General features: G+C 73.6%; 11 protein-coding genes and 2 tRNA genes. 8 read left to right on the plus strand and 5 right to left on the minus strand.

All coding sequences use genetic code 11. The features are described 5' to 3' along the window. Window positions 1-126: 126 nt before the first annotated feature. The 3 genes from ACFY3U_RS22795 to ACFY3U_RS22805 form a co-directional block, all read right to left on the minus strand. Window positions 127-1458 (minus strand): ABC1 kinase family protein, encoded by a 1332-nt coding sequence (locus ACFY3U_RS22795; protein ID WP_387205111.1) that lies wholly within the window; start codon window positions 1456-1458, stop codon window positions 127-129. Between the two features lie 27 nt (window positions 1459-1485). Continuing rightward, complete coding sequence (locus ACFY3U_RS22800) at window positions 1486-2553, minus strand: hypothetical protein (protein WP_387205113.1); 1068 nt, start codon at window positions 2551-2553, stop codon at window positions 1486-1488. A 205-nt stretch (window positions 2554-2758) separates the two neighbouring features. After that, window positions 2759-2926, minus strand: coding sequence for a DUF5679 domain-containing protein (locus ACFY3U_RS22805; RefSeq protein WP_007464795.1), 168 nt, complete (start codon window positions 2924-2926; stop codon window positions 2759-2761). Between the two features lie 501 nt (window positions 2927-3427). Here ACFY3U_RS22805 and ACFY3U_RS22810 point away from each other — a divergent pair. Both ACFY3U_RS22810 and ACFY3U_RS22815 read left to right on the plus strand, forming a co-directional pair. Further along, entirely contained in the window at window positions 3428-3958 is a 531-nt protein-coding gene (locus ACFY3U_RS22810; RefSeq protein ID WP_387205116.1) for a M48 family metallopeptidase, read from the plus strand. A gap of 133 nt (window positions 3959-4091) precedes the next feature. Further along, window positions 4092-4694, plus strand: coding sequence for a hypothetical protein (locus ACFY3U_RS22815; protein WP_387205119.1), 603 nt, complete (start codon window positions 4092-4094; stop codon window positions 4692-4694). 107 nt (window positions 4695-4801) lie between these two features. Here the strand turns inward: ACFY3U_RS22815 and ACFY3U_RS22820 are convergent, their stop codons facing one another. Beyond that, entirely contained in the window at window positions 4802-6106 is a 1305-nt protein-coding gene (locus tag ACFY3U_RS22820) for a zinc-dependent metalloprotease (protein ID WP_387205122.1), read from the minus strand. Window positions 6107-6219: 113 nt separating this feature from the next. Between ACFY3U_RS22820 and ACFY3U_RS22825 the strand changes: the two genes are divergently transcribed. The 5 genes from ACFY3U_RS22825 (at window position 6220) to ACFY3U_RS22845 (ending at window position 11288) form a co-directional block, all read left to right on the plus strand. Then, window positions 6220-7233 carry a PDZ domain-containing protein gene (locus tag ACFY3U_RS22825; protein ID WP_387205125.1) on the plus strand — a complete coding sequence of 338 codons (1014 nt, stop codon included), beginning with the start codon at window positions 6220-6222 and terminating at the stop codon, window positions 7231-7233. Window positions 7234-7403: 170 nt separating this feature from the next. After that, entirely contained in the window at window positions 7404-10376 is a 2973-nt protein-coding gene (locus ACFY3U_RS22830; RefSeq protein WP_387205129.1) for a UPF0182 family protein, read from the plus strand. A 139-nt stretch (window positions 10377-10515) separates the two neighbouring features. After that, window positions 10516-10589 (plus strand) — tRNA-Met (locus ACFY3U_RS22835). Window positions 10590-10811: 222 nt separating this feature from the next. Next, window positions 10812-10885, plus strand: a tRNA-Met gene (locus ACFY3U_RS22840). 151 nt (window positions 10886-11036) lie between these two features. Beyond that, window positions 11037-11288, plus strand: coding sequence for a hypothetical protein (locus tag ACFY3U_RS22845; RefSeq protein ID WP_387205132.1), 252 nt, complete (start codon window positions 11037-11039; stop codon window positions 11286-11288). Window positions 11289-11362: 74 nt separating this feature from the next. On the opposite strand, the gene ACFY3U_RS22850 is transcribed toward ACFY3U_RS22845, so the two are convergent. After that, window positions 11363-12727: an ABC transporter substrate-binding protein gene (locus ACFY3U_RS22850; RefSeq protein WP_387205136.1), complete on the minus strand. Its 1365-nt coding sequence runs from the start codon at window positions 12725-12727 to the stop codon at window positions 11363-11365. A gap of 223 nt (window positions 12728-12950) precedes the next feature. On the opposite strand from ACFY3U_RS22850, the gene ACFY3U_RS22855 reads away from it, so the two are divergent. Continuing rightward, complete coding sequence (locus ACFY3U_RS22855) at window positions 12951-13784, plus strand: phosphoribosylaminoimidazolesuccinocarboxamide synthase (protein WP_387205139.1); 834 nt, start codon at window positions 12951-12953, stop codon at window positions 13782-13784. Window positions 13785-13794: the final 10 nt, after the last annotated feature.

The raw sequence follows: 13794 nt of genomic DNA on the forward strand, positions 1-13794 counted from the left end.
CCCCGCGGGGGGCGCCGGGCCCCCCCGGGGGGGGGGGCCCCCGGGGGGGCCCCCCCCACCCCCCCCCCCCCCCCGGGGGGGGGGGCCCCCCCCACCCCGCCCCCCCCCCCCCGCGGCGTCGCGTCGTCAGGCCACCGGCGCGAAGCCTGGCAGCCAGCGCTCCAGGATCGTCCGGTACGGCGCCTTCGCCTCGAGCTGGCAGAGCACCCCGATCGAGCCCAGCGTCACCCGGTGGATCATCAGGTACGACGGCGGCAGGTTGAGCTTCCGGCTGAGCTGGTAGGTCGGCGACTTCGGATTGGCCAGCCGGGCCGCCTCGGCGCGCAGCCAGGCCCGGCTGAACCGGAACTCCTCGGTGGAGATCGGTTCCAGCATCGGCCGGAGGAAGTCCAGCACCGCCGGGGCGTCGATCTGCTCCCCGGCGGCGACGAAGCCCTCCTCACGCAGCCCGGCCACCACCGCGTCCGCGTCGCCGCGCAGCGCGAGGCCGGCGATCCGTCCGATCGGCTCGGGGGTGCCCTCCGGCATCCGGGCCACCGCCCCGAAGTCGATCACGCCGAGCCGGCCGTCCGGCAACAGCCGGAAGTTGCCCGGGTGCGGGTCGGCGTGTAGCAGGCCGGCCCGGGGCGGCGCCGACAGGTGCAGCACGGCCATCAGTCGACCGGCCCGGTCGCGCTGCTGCTCGGTGCCGTCCCGGATGATGTCCGCCAGCGGCGTTCCCTCGATCCACTCGGTCACCAGCACCCGGGGCGAGGAGGAGAACACCGCCGGGATGTAGATCTCCGGGTCGTCGGCGTACGCGGCCCCGAAGGCGCGCTGCGACTCGGCCTCCAGCTCGTAGTCCAGCTCCTCGGTGATCCGCTCCCGCAGCTCGGCCAGCAACGGCTTGACGTCCAGGCCGGGTTGGATGGCGCGGAACATCCCGGCCAGCCGGGACAGCTGCTTCAGGTCGGCGAGCAGGGCGTCGCCGGCCCCCGGATACTGGATCTTGACGGCCACCGCGCGGCCGGCGCCGGTCTCCGGGTCCCGCCAGATCGCCCGATGCACCTGGCCGATGCTCGCCGCGGCGGCCGGACTGTCGTCGAACTCCACGAACCGGTCCCGCCAGGCGGGACCGAGCTGCTCGGCGAGCACCTTGTGCACGCTCGCCACCGGCAGCGGCGGCGCCGCCTCCTGGAGCTTGGTCAACGCCTGCCGGTAGGGCGCGGCGATCTCGTCGGGCAGCGCCGCCTCGAACACGGACAGCGCCTGGCCGAACTTCATCGCACCGCCCTTGAGCTGCCCGAGGACGCTGAACAGCTGCTCGGCGGTGCGCTGCTGGATCTCGGCGGCGATGACGTCGGAGGCGAGCCCGGTGACGCGCTTTCCCATGCCGAGGACGGTCCGCCCGGCGAAGCCGAGCGGCAGGGCGGCGAGCTTGGCGGTCCGGGACGCGGCCCGGCGCGGGATGTCGGTCACCCGGCCATTGTTACCGACTTCGGTGCCTCACCGCCGCCGTCCGCCGCAGGCGCAGGACGGGTGGGGCGGCCAGACCCGGCGCCGCAGCCGGCTGGCAGCGCCGACCTCCACCGCGCAGCCGAGCGTCTCCGGGGTGCCGCCGTCGAGCTGGGCCAGCGCCTCGGCGACCGAGTAGCCGACGGCGGCCAGCAGGGTGGCGGCCGCGCAGGCCTGGTCGGCGGGGTCCGCCGCGAGCTGGGCGGCGAGCGCCGGCCACGCCGGGTCACGGTCGGTGCGGTGCAGGTGCAGGCAGTGCAGGCACGGGCCGACGGGCGGCCGGACCAACGGCCCGATCACCGGTACGCCCTCGCGCAGCGCGAGCAGCAGGTGCGGTTGCCGGCGCTGGGCGTAGCCGGCGGCGATCAGGGCCGGTGGCCGGTCCGTACCCAGGTGGAGCACCAGGTCCGCCCGCTTCCGCCGCAGCGGACCGGTCTGGGTGCCCGGCACGGCCCGGTCGATCGCGGCCCGGACGGCGGCGGCCAGCGGCTGCCCGACGTCGGCCGCCCCGAGACCGGTGCCGATCAGGTCCGACGCCCGGACCTGGCCGGTCAGGTCCGGTGCCACGTGCCCCACCCCGGACTGGGCGAGCGCGACCGCGACCGGGGCGCCGAGCCGGCCCGCGCCGGTCACCGCCACCCGGGCGGCCCGCCGGCGGCGCAGCACCTGGGCCGGGGTGCCGGGCAACGCGGCCCCCTTCAGGGCGAGCGCCCCGGCCTCGGCGGCCAGTCGGGCCCGGGCCGGGCCGGTCAGGTCGCGCGGGAGCAGGGCGTGCGCTGGTACCACCAGGCCGGCGTCCCGCAGCGTGTCGAGCAGGCCGCGGGCCTGCTCGGGGCGTACCTCGGCGCGGGCCGCGTCGGCCAGCACCCGCCGTTCGCTGCGACTGCCGTCGAGCAGGTCGAGCAGCCGGGCGGCCCGGGGATCGGCCACCTCCAGCAGGACGGCGCGGCCCGGTTCCAGGCCGAGCTGCAGGGTGTGCCGGTCCCGCCAGAGGCGGGCCAGCCCGGGGAGCAGGGTGGGTCGGGGGAGCGCGGCGGGAGACGTCGTCGGGCGGCTCATGACGACGAATCGTGACCGAGTCCGCGCTGTCCGTCGATCGTTGTCCACAGGTGCGCGGCGGCCTGTCCAGCGTTGTCCACAGGAAACCGCGAGTTATCCACAACCGCCCGGTAGCCGGTGTCGCGCAACCGACAGTGCCGGCGGCCCGGAAACGGAGCGGGGGAGGGGCGGCGCGGTGGCCACCCCTCCCCCAGATCCGTACGGGTCAGACCTTGGCCTTGCCCAGGATGCGGTTCACTGTTGTGCCGCATACCGGACACTTGCCCTTGGCCATGTTCATCCCGGTCTTCGAGACCTCGACGTGGCCCTCGAAGTCCCGCTTCTCCTTGCACTTCACGCAGTAACCGTTGTAGGTCTGGGCCTGGTCGGCCACGGTAGCCTCCTCGTCTCGTCCGCCCGGCCTGCCGGCCCGACGGGGTGCCCCGGCGGCGCGCCAGTCAGGCGGCGGCGCCGGGTCCTTCTCGGCGGCCACCCACGTGACCACCGGTTGGCGGACCCTACCCAGCTCTGGGCGGTTCCATGTCAGCTGTGCATCGACACTGTGAGCAAGTCGACGTCGAGAGTGTGCATCCCGGAAAGCGTGGGATTAGTAAGTTTGCCGGGGACACGCCGGGTAAACCCGTTCAACCGACCCCGAGCGGGGGTCACCCGCGATGATCACCTACCGGTGGCCGGGCCGGCGCGGGACCGCCCGTGGGCGGCCACGAAGGGTGACCGGACCGGTGGTTCTTGGTCACCCGCAGATTTTTTCGGGACGCTACGCAACCAATCACCATATTCTGGGCGCGTGTCGCGGTGTTGACCCTTGCGGACCCCTGGTCAGTACGCATTAGCTTTCCTTCGTGACAGGAATGCACGGCTGCGCGGCCCGCTGATGGCGGCGACGCGGAAGCCGGTCGTCGAGGTGCGGCGCAGTCAGCGTCGGCGACGCACGGTGTCCGCCTACCGCGACGGCGAGCGGGTCGTGGTGCTCATCCCGGACCAGTTCTCCCGCGCGGAGGAGAGCGAGTGGGTCGACCGGATGCTCGCCCGGCTCGCCGCGCGCGAGGGGCGGCTCGCCCGCTCCGACGCCGAACTGCTCGACCGGGCGTCGCGCCTGATCGACCTGCACCTCGCCGACCAGGGCGCCAGGGCGATGCCGAGCAGCGTCCGCTGGGTCAACAACCAGAACGGCCGCTGGGGTTCCTGCACCCCGGCCGACCGGACCATCCGGATCTCGCACCGGCTGCAGGACATGCCCGACTGGGTGCTCGACTACGTGCTGCTGCACGAGTTGGCCCACCTCATCGTGCCCAGCCACAACTCCGCTTTCTGGGCGCTGGTGGGGCGGTACCCGAAGACCGAGCGCGCCCGCGGCTACCTGGAGGGCGTGGCCGCCGCCTCCGCCGTACCGGTCGCCGGCTGACCGCCGCCCGGCCGGCCCACACTTGCCACGGGCCGACGGGGCCGGGCGGCTCACCGCGGCACGGGTCGCCGCCGAGAGCCGGCGGATCGGGCGGATCGGGCGGGAGGAGTCCCGGCGCACTAGGGTCGCCAGGGTGACCCGACGTGTGGTGGTGGCGTTGCTCGGGCCGGTGACCTGGTCGCCGCCCGGCGTCGATCCGGTGTCCTGGCGTACCGCGCTGGCCGAGGACACCGTCGATCTGCTGGCCACCCTCCAGGAGGTCGAGACCGCCGTCGCGGTGACCCCGGCCGATCGCTGGCTCGCCGACGCGGTGGTCTGGCCGGGCACCATCGTGCACGAGGTGGCCGAGCCGACCGTGAACGCCGTGCTGGCCGGCCTCACCGGGTACGACCAGGCCGCCGTCGTCGTCGCCGACGCCCCGGACCTGCCCGGCCTCACCCTCGGCAAGCTGCTCCGCCCGCTGACCAGCCGGCCCGTCGCGCTCGCGCCGGTCGAGGGCGACCGCCCCGGCCTGCTCGGCGCGGCCGCCCGACTGCCCGTACCCGGCTGGCTGCCGCCGGTGGACCTGGAGGCCACCGTGCCCGCGGACGTCCGCCGGGCGGCGCCCGCACCGGGGGACGTGGCGGTGACCGCCGGCTGGCACCGGCTGCGCGGCCCGGCCGACCTGGCCGCGCTGGACCCGGCCGTGGAGGGCTGGGAGGCGACCCGCGCCCTGCTCACCGGCCGCCCCACCTGACCCACCCCGCGCGGGGCCGCGTGATCGTCTATGCCTCAGCCGCAAGCGACACGGCGTGTCGGGTGGCTGAGGCTCAGACGATCAACGTGGCAGGCCGGCGGCGGGCGTCAGGGCTTGTCGGGGGTGTCGCCCGGCTCGTCCCTGTCGGTGCGCGGGGTCTCGCCGGGGGCCTGCTCCTCGGGGGCGCCGGGAGCGGTGAAGTCGAACGTGGCCAGCTCGTCGTCGAGATCCGCCCGGACGGTGGCGAAGGCCACCGGGTCGGCGAAGTCCTCGTCCGAGGGGAGCAGGTCGGGGTGGCCCCAGACCGCGTCCCGCCCGGCGATGCCCCGGTGCTCGGTCAGCGCCGCCCACAGCGCGGACGCCTCGCGCAGCCGGCGCGGCCGCAGCTCCAGCCCCACCAGCGCGGCGAAGGTCTGCTCGGCCGGCCCGCCGGCCGCCCGGCGGCGCCGGAACGCCTCACCGAGGCTCACCACGTTGGGCAGCCGCTCGCCGGCGGCGTTGTCCACCACGTGGCAGACCCAGCCCTCGACCAGCGCGAGCACCGTCTCCAGTCGGGCCAACGAGGCCTTCTGCGCCGGGGTGTCCTCCGGCGTGAAGATGCCCTCCAGGGCGATCGCCTGCATCGACTCCGGGTCGGTCGGGTCGACCCGGCCCATCGCCTCCTCGATCGCCTCCCGGTTGACCCGGATGCCCGAGGCGTAGTTCTCCACCGCGGTCAGCACGTGCCCGCGCAGCCACGGGACGTGCTCGAACAGACGCTGGTGGGCGGCCTCGCGCAGGGCGACGTAGAGGCGTACCTCGTCCTCGGGCAGCTCCAGGCCCTGGCCGTACGCCCGGATGTTGGCCGGGACCAGCGCGGCGGTGCCGGCCGGGCCGAGCGGCAGGCCGATGTCACCGGCGGAGAGCACCTCCGCGGCGAGCTGACCGAGCGCCTGACCGAGCTGGCCGCCGAAGAGCGCGCCGCCCAGGGTGGCGACCATCGACTGCATCGGGCCGAGCTGGGCGCGCGCCTCCGGCGGGACCAGGTCGCCCATCGCGCCGACCATCCGGCTGGCCACCGGGTCGCAGAGCTTGCGCCAGACGTCCAGCGTCTTGTAGATCCACTCGTTGCGGTTCCACGCGATCGAGGTGCGGATGCCGGTCGGCCAGGCTGACACCGGCTCCAGCCACAGGTCGGCCAGGCGCAGCGCCTCCTCCACCGCGTGCCGCTCGTACGGCGACGGCATCGGGTCGCCCGTGGCGGCCAGCTGACTGGCGGCCACCTGCCGGGCCAGGTCCCAGTTCACCGGCCCGCTGCCCGGCGCGGAGAGCAGGTGCTGCAACTGCGACATGAACTGCTGCATCTGCGCGGGATCGTTGGGGTCTGGTGGTTGCCCACCCGGAAGCGCGAAACCGAACGGAATATCAGGCACGACGTCTACGGTACGCGGGCTGCGCCCCTGGTGGCCGCCGCTGGCGTTGCGCTGAGGGCGAAGTCGCGGTCGGCCGGCCGTACCCTCCCCACCCGGTCGGTACGCTCTGCCGCATGAGACGTCGCGGCGTGACCGTCCTCCTCGGTGCTCTGCTCACCCTCGTGCTGAGCATCGGCGTGCTCGGCGCGCCCATCCCGTACGTGGTGCTCGGCCCCGGCCCGACGGTGAACACCCTCGGCACCTCCGACGGCAAGGAGGTCATCCAGGTCACCGGCCGGGCGACGAGCACCTCCGCCGGTCAGCTGCGGATGACCACCGTGGGGGTGCAGCCCACGGTCAAGCTGCGCGCCGCGCTCGCCGGTTGGCTCTCCCCGGACGAGGCGGTGGTGCCGCGCGAGCTGGTCTACCCGCCGGGGGAGAGCCAGCAGGAGGTCGAGAAGCGCAACGCCGAGGACTTCCAGAACTCGCAGACCAGCGCCGAGACCGCCGCGCTGGTGAAGCTGGGCTACCCGGTGCAGGTGGTGGCCAAGGAGGTCGCCACCGACGGCCCGGCGAACGGCCTGCTCAAGCCCGGCGACGTGATCACCACGGTGGACGGGACCGCCGTCACCACGGCGACCAGGCTGGTCGAGCTGGTCCGGGCCAAGCCGGCCGGCACCGCGCTGCGGATCGGGTACCTGCGCGACGGCGTCTCCGGCACGGCCACCGTGACCACCCGGGAGCAGGACGGCCGGCCGCGGATCGGGCTGGTGCCCGAGCAGCGCCAGCCGCATCCGTTCACGCTGAAGATCGACCTGGCCGACATCGGCGGCCCGAGCGCCGGCCTGATGTTCGCCCTCGGCATCGTCGACAAGCTGGAACCGGCCGACCTGACCGGTGGCAGGGTGATCGCCGGCACCGGCACCATCGACGACGAGGGCCGGGTCGGCCCGATCGGCGGGATCGCCCAGAAGCTGGTCGGGGCGAAGGACGCCGGCGCGAAGGTCTTCCTGGTGCCAGCGGACAACTGCGCCGAGGCGGTCCGCAACCCGCAGCCCGACCTGCCGCTGCTGCGGGTCGGCTCGCTGGACGACGCGCTGACCGCGCTCGCCACGCTGCGCTCCGGCGGGCAGCCGACCCGCTGCTGAGCCGGACCGGACGACGACCGCCCGGTACCCGGTCCACCGGACCGGCGAGCCGGCCGCCGGTCTGGGCGGGAACGCCGCGCGACCGTGCCCCGACACGTTCAGGAACACCCCGTACTCTGGGCTCCTGTCCGGAGCGGATCACACCGAGTGTGCGGAGCTGAACAGTGGCCATGCGTAGCAGCCCCCTGCCGAGGATGAGCCGGCGCGGGCGCGTCACCATCGGGGTCCTGGTCGGGGTGTTCGTGCTGTTCATCCTGCTGGGCTGGGGTGTGCAGGCGTGGACCGACTGGCTCTGGTTCTCCGAGGTCCGGTACACCGAGGTCTTCACCGGGGTGCTGGTCACCCGGTTGCTGCTCTTCCTCGCCGTCGGCCTCGGGATGGCGGCCTTCGTCGGCCTGAACCTGTGGCTGGCCTACCGGCTGCGCCCGGCGCTGCGGCCGCACTCACTGGAACAGGCCACCCTCGAGCGCTACCGGATGCTGCTCATCCCCCGGATCGGCACCTGGATCGGGGTCACCGCCGCGGTCCTCGGCCTCTTCGCCGGCCTGTCGGCGCAGAACCACTGGACCCAGTGGCTGCTGTTCCGCAACGGCGGCGACTTCGGGGTGAAGGACCCGGAGTTCGGCGTCGACGTCGGCTTCTACGTCTTCCAGCTGCCGTTCTGGCGCTACCTGCTCGGGGTCGGCTTCACCGCCGTGGTGCTCGCCCTGCTCGGCGCGTTGGCCGTGCACTACCTGTTCGGCGGGGTGCGGCTGCAGGGCGTCGGCGACCGGATGACCAACGCCGCCCGGGCCCACCTGAGCACGCTGGTCGCGATCTTCGTCCTGCTCAAGGCCGTCGCGTACGTGCTGGACCGGCGGGCCATGCTGCTGGAGTACAACGAGAGCGCGAAGCTCTACGGCGCCGGTTACGCCGACGTCAACGCGCTGCTGCCGGCCAAGGAGATCCTGGCCTACATCTCGATCGTGGTGGCGATCGCCATCATCGTGTTCTCCAACGCGGTGATGCGGAACCTGGTCTGGCCGGGCATCGCACTGGCCCTGCTCGGCGTCTCCGCCGTCGCGATCGGTGGCATCTACCCCTGGGCGGTGCAGACCTTCGAGGTCAAGCCGAGCGCCCGGGACAAGGAGGCGCCGTACATCCAGCGCAGCATCGAGGCGACCAGGTCCGCGTTCAGTCTGGCCGGCACCAAGACCACCGGGTACGCGGCGAGCAACCTCACCCCGCCGGGGAGCCTGGCCACCGACACCTCGGTGGTGCCGAACGTCCGGCTGCTCGACCCGCAGCTGGTCTCCGAGACGTACACCCAGCTGCAGCAGGTCCGCGGCTTCTACGACTTCGGCCCGAAGCTGGACATCGACCGGTACTCGGTGGCGAACAAGACCTCCGACTACGTGGTCGGCGTCCGCGAGATCAACTACGGCGAGCTGCCCAACAACAACTGGATCAACCGGCACACCGTCTACACCCACGGCTACGGGCTGGTCGGGGCGCCGGCCAACCAGGTCTGCGGCAACGGCGTGCCGTACTTCGTCTCCGGCTTCCTCGGCGACACCGCCAAGGAGGCGCAGGGCTGCACCGCACAGACCGAGCAGATCCCGGCCAAGCAGCCGCGGATCTACTACGGCGAGCGGATGGGGGCCGACGACTACGCGATCGTCGGGCGGACCGGCGAGCGCAACGTCGAGTTCGACCGCCCCACGTCGACCGGCGGCGAGCAGTACTACACCTACACCGGCGAGGGTGGCGTCGACATCGGCTCCTTTCCCCGCCGGCTGCTCTTCGCGATCAAGGAGCAGGAGTCGAACTTCCTGCTCTCCGGGGCGGTGAACGAGAACTCCAAGCTGCTGTACGTCCGCAACCCGCGGGACCGGGTGGAGAAGGTCGCGCCGTTCCTCACCCTGGACGGCGACCCGTACCCGGCGGTGGTCGGCGGTCGGGTCCAGTGGATCGTCGACGGCTACACCACGGCGGCGACCTACCCGTACGCCGAGCGGGTCAACCTGCAGCAGGAGACCACCGACGAGCTGACCAACCGGGGCACCTTCCAGCTGGCCCGAGAGAACGTCAACTACATGCGCAACTCGGTGAAGGCCACCGTGGACGCGTACGACGGGACGGTCCGGCTCTACGAGTTCGACGACACCGACCCGGTGCTGAAGGCGTGGAACAAGGCCTTCGGCGGTGACCTGGTGCAGCCGAAGAGCGCCATCCCGGCCGAGCTGGCCGACCACTTCCGCTACCCGGCCGACATGTTCAAGGTGCAGCGCAACCTGCTGGCCAAGTTCCACGTCACCGACCCCGGCGACTTCTACTCCGGCCAGGACTTCTGGCAGGTGCCGAACGCGCCGGACGCGCCGGACAGCGGCCAGAAGCAGCCGCCGTACTACCTGTTCACCCAGATGCCCGGGCAGGACGAGCCCCGGTTCCAGCTCACCTCGGCGGTCACCCCGAACGGGCGGCAGAACCTCGCCGCGCTGATCTCCGGCTCGTACGTCGAGGGCCGGCCGACGCTGGAGGTGCTGGAGCTGCCGGACCAGTCCCGGGTGGGCGGCCCGGTGCAGGTGCACCAGCAGATGACCAACGCCCCGGACATCCGGGAACGGCTCAACGTGCTCTCCGTGGGCGGGCAGAACCAGGTGCAGTACGGCAACCTGCTCTCGTTGCCCTTCGGCAACGGCATGCTCTACGTCGAGCCGGTCTACGTGAAGAGCAACAACAAGGACGCCTTCCCGCTGCTGCAGCAGGTGCTGGTGTCGTACGGCGAGGGCAACTACGTGGCGCTGGCCGGCAACCTCAGCGACGGCATCAAGCAGCTCGTCGAGAAGGGCAAGCAGGGCGGCCAGGGGACACCGCCGCCGTCCGGTGGCACGAACCCGCCGCCGTCCGGCGGAGCCTCGCCCACGCCGACGCCCTCCGCGACGGCCACCTCCCCACCCTCGGGTGAGCTGTCCGCCGCCGCGCAGCGGGTCCAGTCGGCGATCACCGAGGTCAAGGCCGCACAGGCCTCCGGCGACTTCGAGCGGTACGGCCGGGCGCTGAAGTCACTGGACGAGGCGATCACCGCGTTCCAGCAGGCCCAGGGGACCGGCACGTCCGGCGGCGGCCCGGCCGGATCGCCGGCGCCCTCGCCCGGCGGCTGATCCTCGGTCCTCCCGACGGAGCCCGCGACCGTGTCCCGGTCGCGGGCTCCGTCGGTTTGCCGACCGGCCGTCCGCCAGCAACGGTGTGCGGTGCCGTTTTGCGGGTCCGGGGGTCGGTAGGCTACGGTTAACGAGCCGACGCGGGGTGGAGCAGCTCGGTAGCTCGCTGGGCTCATAACCCAGAGGTCGCAGGTTCAAATCCTGTCCCCGCTACGAAACGGAACGGCCCCGAGGATCTGATCCTCGGGGCCGTTGCTCGTTCCGGGCGCGGCGGCCGGGCCGGGCGCGGCCGCCGCGCCCGCAGTCCCGCCCCGGCGGTGCGGCGGTAGGGCGGCCGGAGCGTGCCCCCTGACGGGCCGCCTGAGCTGGCCGTTCGCCGGATCGGCCGACCCGGCTGATCATCGCCGCGAGGATGAGATAGGCTTACGAAGTCGACGCGGGGTGGAGCAGCTCGGTAGCTCGCTGGGCTCATAACCCAGAGGTCGCAGGTTCAAATCCTGTCCCCGCTACTCGCCGACGAGGCCCCGGAGTTCACTCCGGGGCCTCGCGCCGTTTCCGGGCCGGTGGGGGCGCCCTCACGGGCCACGCCGACGCGTCGGGCCGGGACGATCACGACCGATCCGGCGCGCCGAACTTGCCCCGCTCGGCGAGGATGAGGTCATGTCTTCTTGGAACAGGTGGTGGGGCCGGCTCAGCACGGTCCTCGGTGCGGTCGCGCTCTCGGTCTTCGTGCCGGTGGCGGCCTGGGCGTCCACGGACACCGGCGAGCTGGTGGTGGAGGCGGCGCGGCGGCGTTCGCGGGGTGGGGGAGTGGGCTTCCTCGGCCTGCTCTGCTGCCTTGCGGTGGTGGTGATCATCGTCCTGCTGGTGCTGCGGCTGATGCGTAACCGACGCGGCGGCCCGCCGCGCTGACCCGTGCGGCGCCGCCCGGCACCCGCCGGGCGGCGCCGACCGACTCCCCGGCGTCGACCGCCGGCCGGTGTCGGTCAGCGGGCCAGCGCGGCCTGCGCCTGGGCCATGAACACCGAGGTGCTCGCCCGCGCGCCGGCCCGCCCGGACCGGACGTTGCGGGCCGCCCCGACGAGCAGCTTGCGGACCTGCTCGTGGCCCTTCGGCGGGGGCGCCGGCGCCGGGCCCAGCTGGGTGGCGAGCGACTCGCCGAGCGCGACCACCCGGGCCAGCACCGGGTCGTCGATGGTCTGGGTGACCGCCCGCCGCACGATCAGGCTGGGCGGCAGGCCCCGCTCGGTGCCCAGGATCCGGCCCGCCTCGGTGTCGGTGGTCAGGAACCTGATCACGTCGGCCACCACCTCCGGGTGCCGGGTGCCGCGGAAGCCGGCCCAGTACATCGCGGCGTGGTCCCACTGGGCGGCCGGTGGGCCGGGGAAACCGGCCAGGGCCAGCTCGTCCTCGGTGTACCGCTGCAGCTCCGGAAGCTGGTGCGACCAGGCGAACGAGGCGGCGGTGTGACCGGTCACCACCAGCTGGCGGTTCAGCTCGCCGCCGTCGGCCCGGTCCACCAGCGCGGTAGCCGGGGTGGCCCGCTCCGAGCGCGCCTGCTGCCACGTCTCGAACCAGTCCAGCAGCGCGGCGGAACCGAAGCCCAACTGGCGCCCCTGGTAGAACTTGGCGCCCAGGCCGCGCAGCCACAACCACAGCGCGCGCTGGTCTCCCGACGGGTCCATGGTGCCGGCCACCCGGCCCCGGCTGGCCCGGGTCACCCGGGCCGCCCAGTCGAGGTAGTCCGCCCAGGGCATCCCGGTGACCGGCGCCCGGACGTCCAGCCGGCGCAGCAGATCCCGGTTGTAGACCACCACCGGGTGGGTCTGCCCGGCGGCGACGGCGAAGGTGCGGCCGTCCAGCCGGCCGTAGTCGGCCAGCCCGGTCGGCAGGCCGCTCAGGTCGAGCCGGCCGTCGGTGACGAAGTCGGTGAGGTCCAACGCGATGCCGCGCTGGGCGTACTCGGCGAGCACCGCGTCGTCGAGCTGAAACATGTCCGGCACGTTGCCACCGGCGGCCTGGGTGGCGAGCCGGTCGTAGTAGCCGCCGGCGGCCTGCCAGGTGATCCGGAACCGGACCCGGGGGTTACGGCTGGAGTAGAGCCGCAGCGCCCGCTCGGTGGCCTGCGCCCGCCGGGTGCCGCCCCACCAGAAGACGGACAACTCGATCGGGTCGGTGCCTTCCGGCGCCGTCCGGTCCTCGCTGCACCCGGTGAGCCCACCGGCGGCCAGCACCGGGACGGCCAGCACGGCGCCGAGCAGCCGCCGCCGGGCCGGGTCGACGGGCCGGGACAGCGGGGGACGGGCGGCGGACAACGGGCGCTCCAGCGGGCGACGGACGGGTCGGACCATTCACGCAGGCGACCCGGGCGGGTGTCAACGCCGGGCCGCACCGCCCGCGTGGCCCCGGGCCGTGCGGCTGTCCGCGTACCCGGGGGGCGGGGTGCGGTGGGGGGACCGGAGGGGGCCCGCGTTCGGGAGCGGCGCGGCGGCCGGTGCGACCCGCGGTCGCGCGGGGCGGGACGGCCCGGTGGTCCCACCGGGGCCCGGTGTGCCGCGTGGTGTACTAGCGCGCGTGGAACTTCTGCACTCGGGCAAGGTCCGGGACGTCTACGCGGACGGTGACGAGCTGATCCTCGTCGCGTCGGACCGGATCTCCGTCTACGACGTGGTGCTGCCGACCCCGATCCCGGACAAGGGCCGGCTGCTCACCGCCCTGTCCCTGTGGTGGTTCGAGCAGCTGGCCGACCTGGTGCCGAACCACGTCGTGTCGGCCACCGACGTGCCGGCCGAGTTCGCCGGGCGGGCCATCCGCTGCCGCCGGCTGGACATGGTGCCGGTCGAGTGCGTGGCCCGCGGCTACCTGACCGGGGGCGGCCTGACGGAGTACCAGCGCACCGGCGCGGTGTCCGGTGTCGAGCTGCCGCGCGGCCTGGTCGAGGCGTCGATCCTGCCGGAGCCGATCTTCACCCCGTCGACCAAGGCGCCGGTGGGCGAGCACGACGAGCCGATCACCTACGCCGACGTGGTGGACAAGGTGGGTGCCGAGACCGCCGAACGGCTGCGGCGGATCACCATCGACGTCTACCGGCGGGGCGCCGAGATCGCCGCGGACCGGGGCATCCTGGTCGCCGACACCAAGATCGAGCTGGGTTGGGCGCCGGACGGCACACTTGTCCTCGGCGACGAGGTGCTCACCTCGGACTCGTCCCGGTACTGGCCGGCGGAGTCGTACCAGCCCGGCCGCACGCAGTTCTCCTACGACAAGCAGTACGTCCGGGACTGGGCCACCGCCAGCGGCTGGGACAAGCGGTCGCCGGCGCCGGAGGTGCCGGCCGAGGTGGTCGAGGCCACCCGGGCCCGGTACGTCGACGTCTACCAGAGGCTCACCGGCGACCGCTGGGCGTGACCGGGCCGGC

Origin of the sequence: Micromonospora sp. NPDC000089 (assembly GCF_042899365.1) — a bacterium.
GTDB lineage: Bacteria > Actinomycetota > Actinomycetes > Mycobacteriales > Micromonosporaceae > Micromonospora.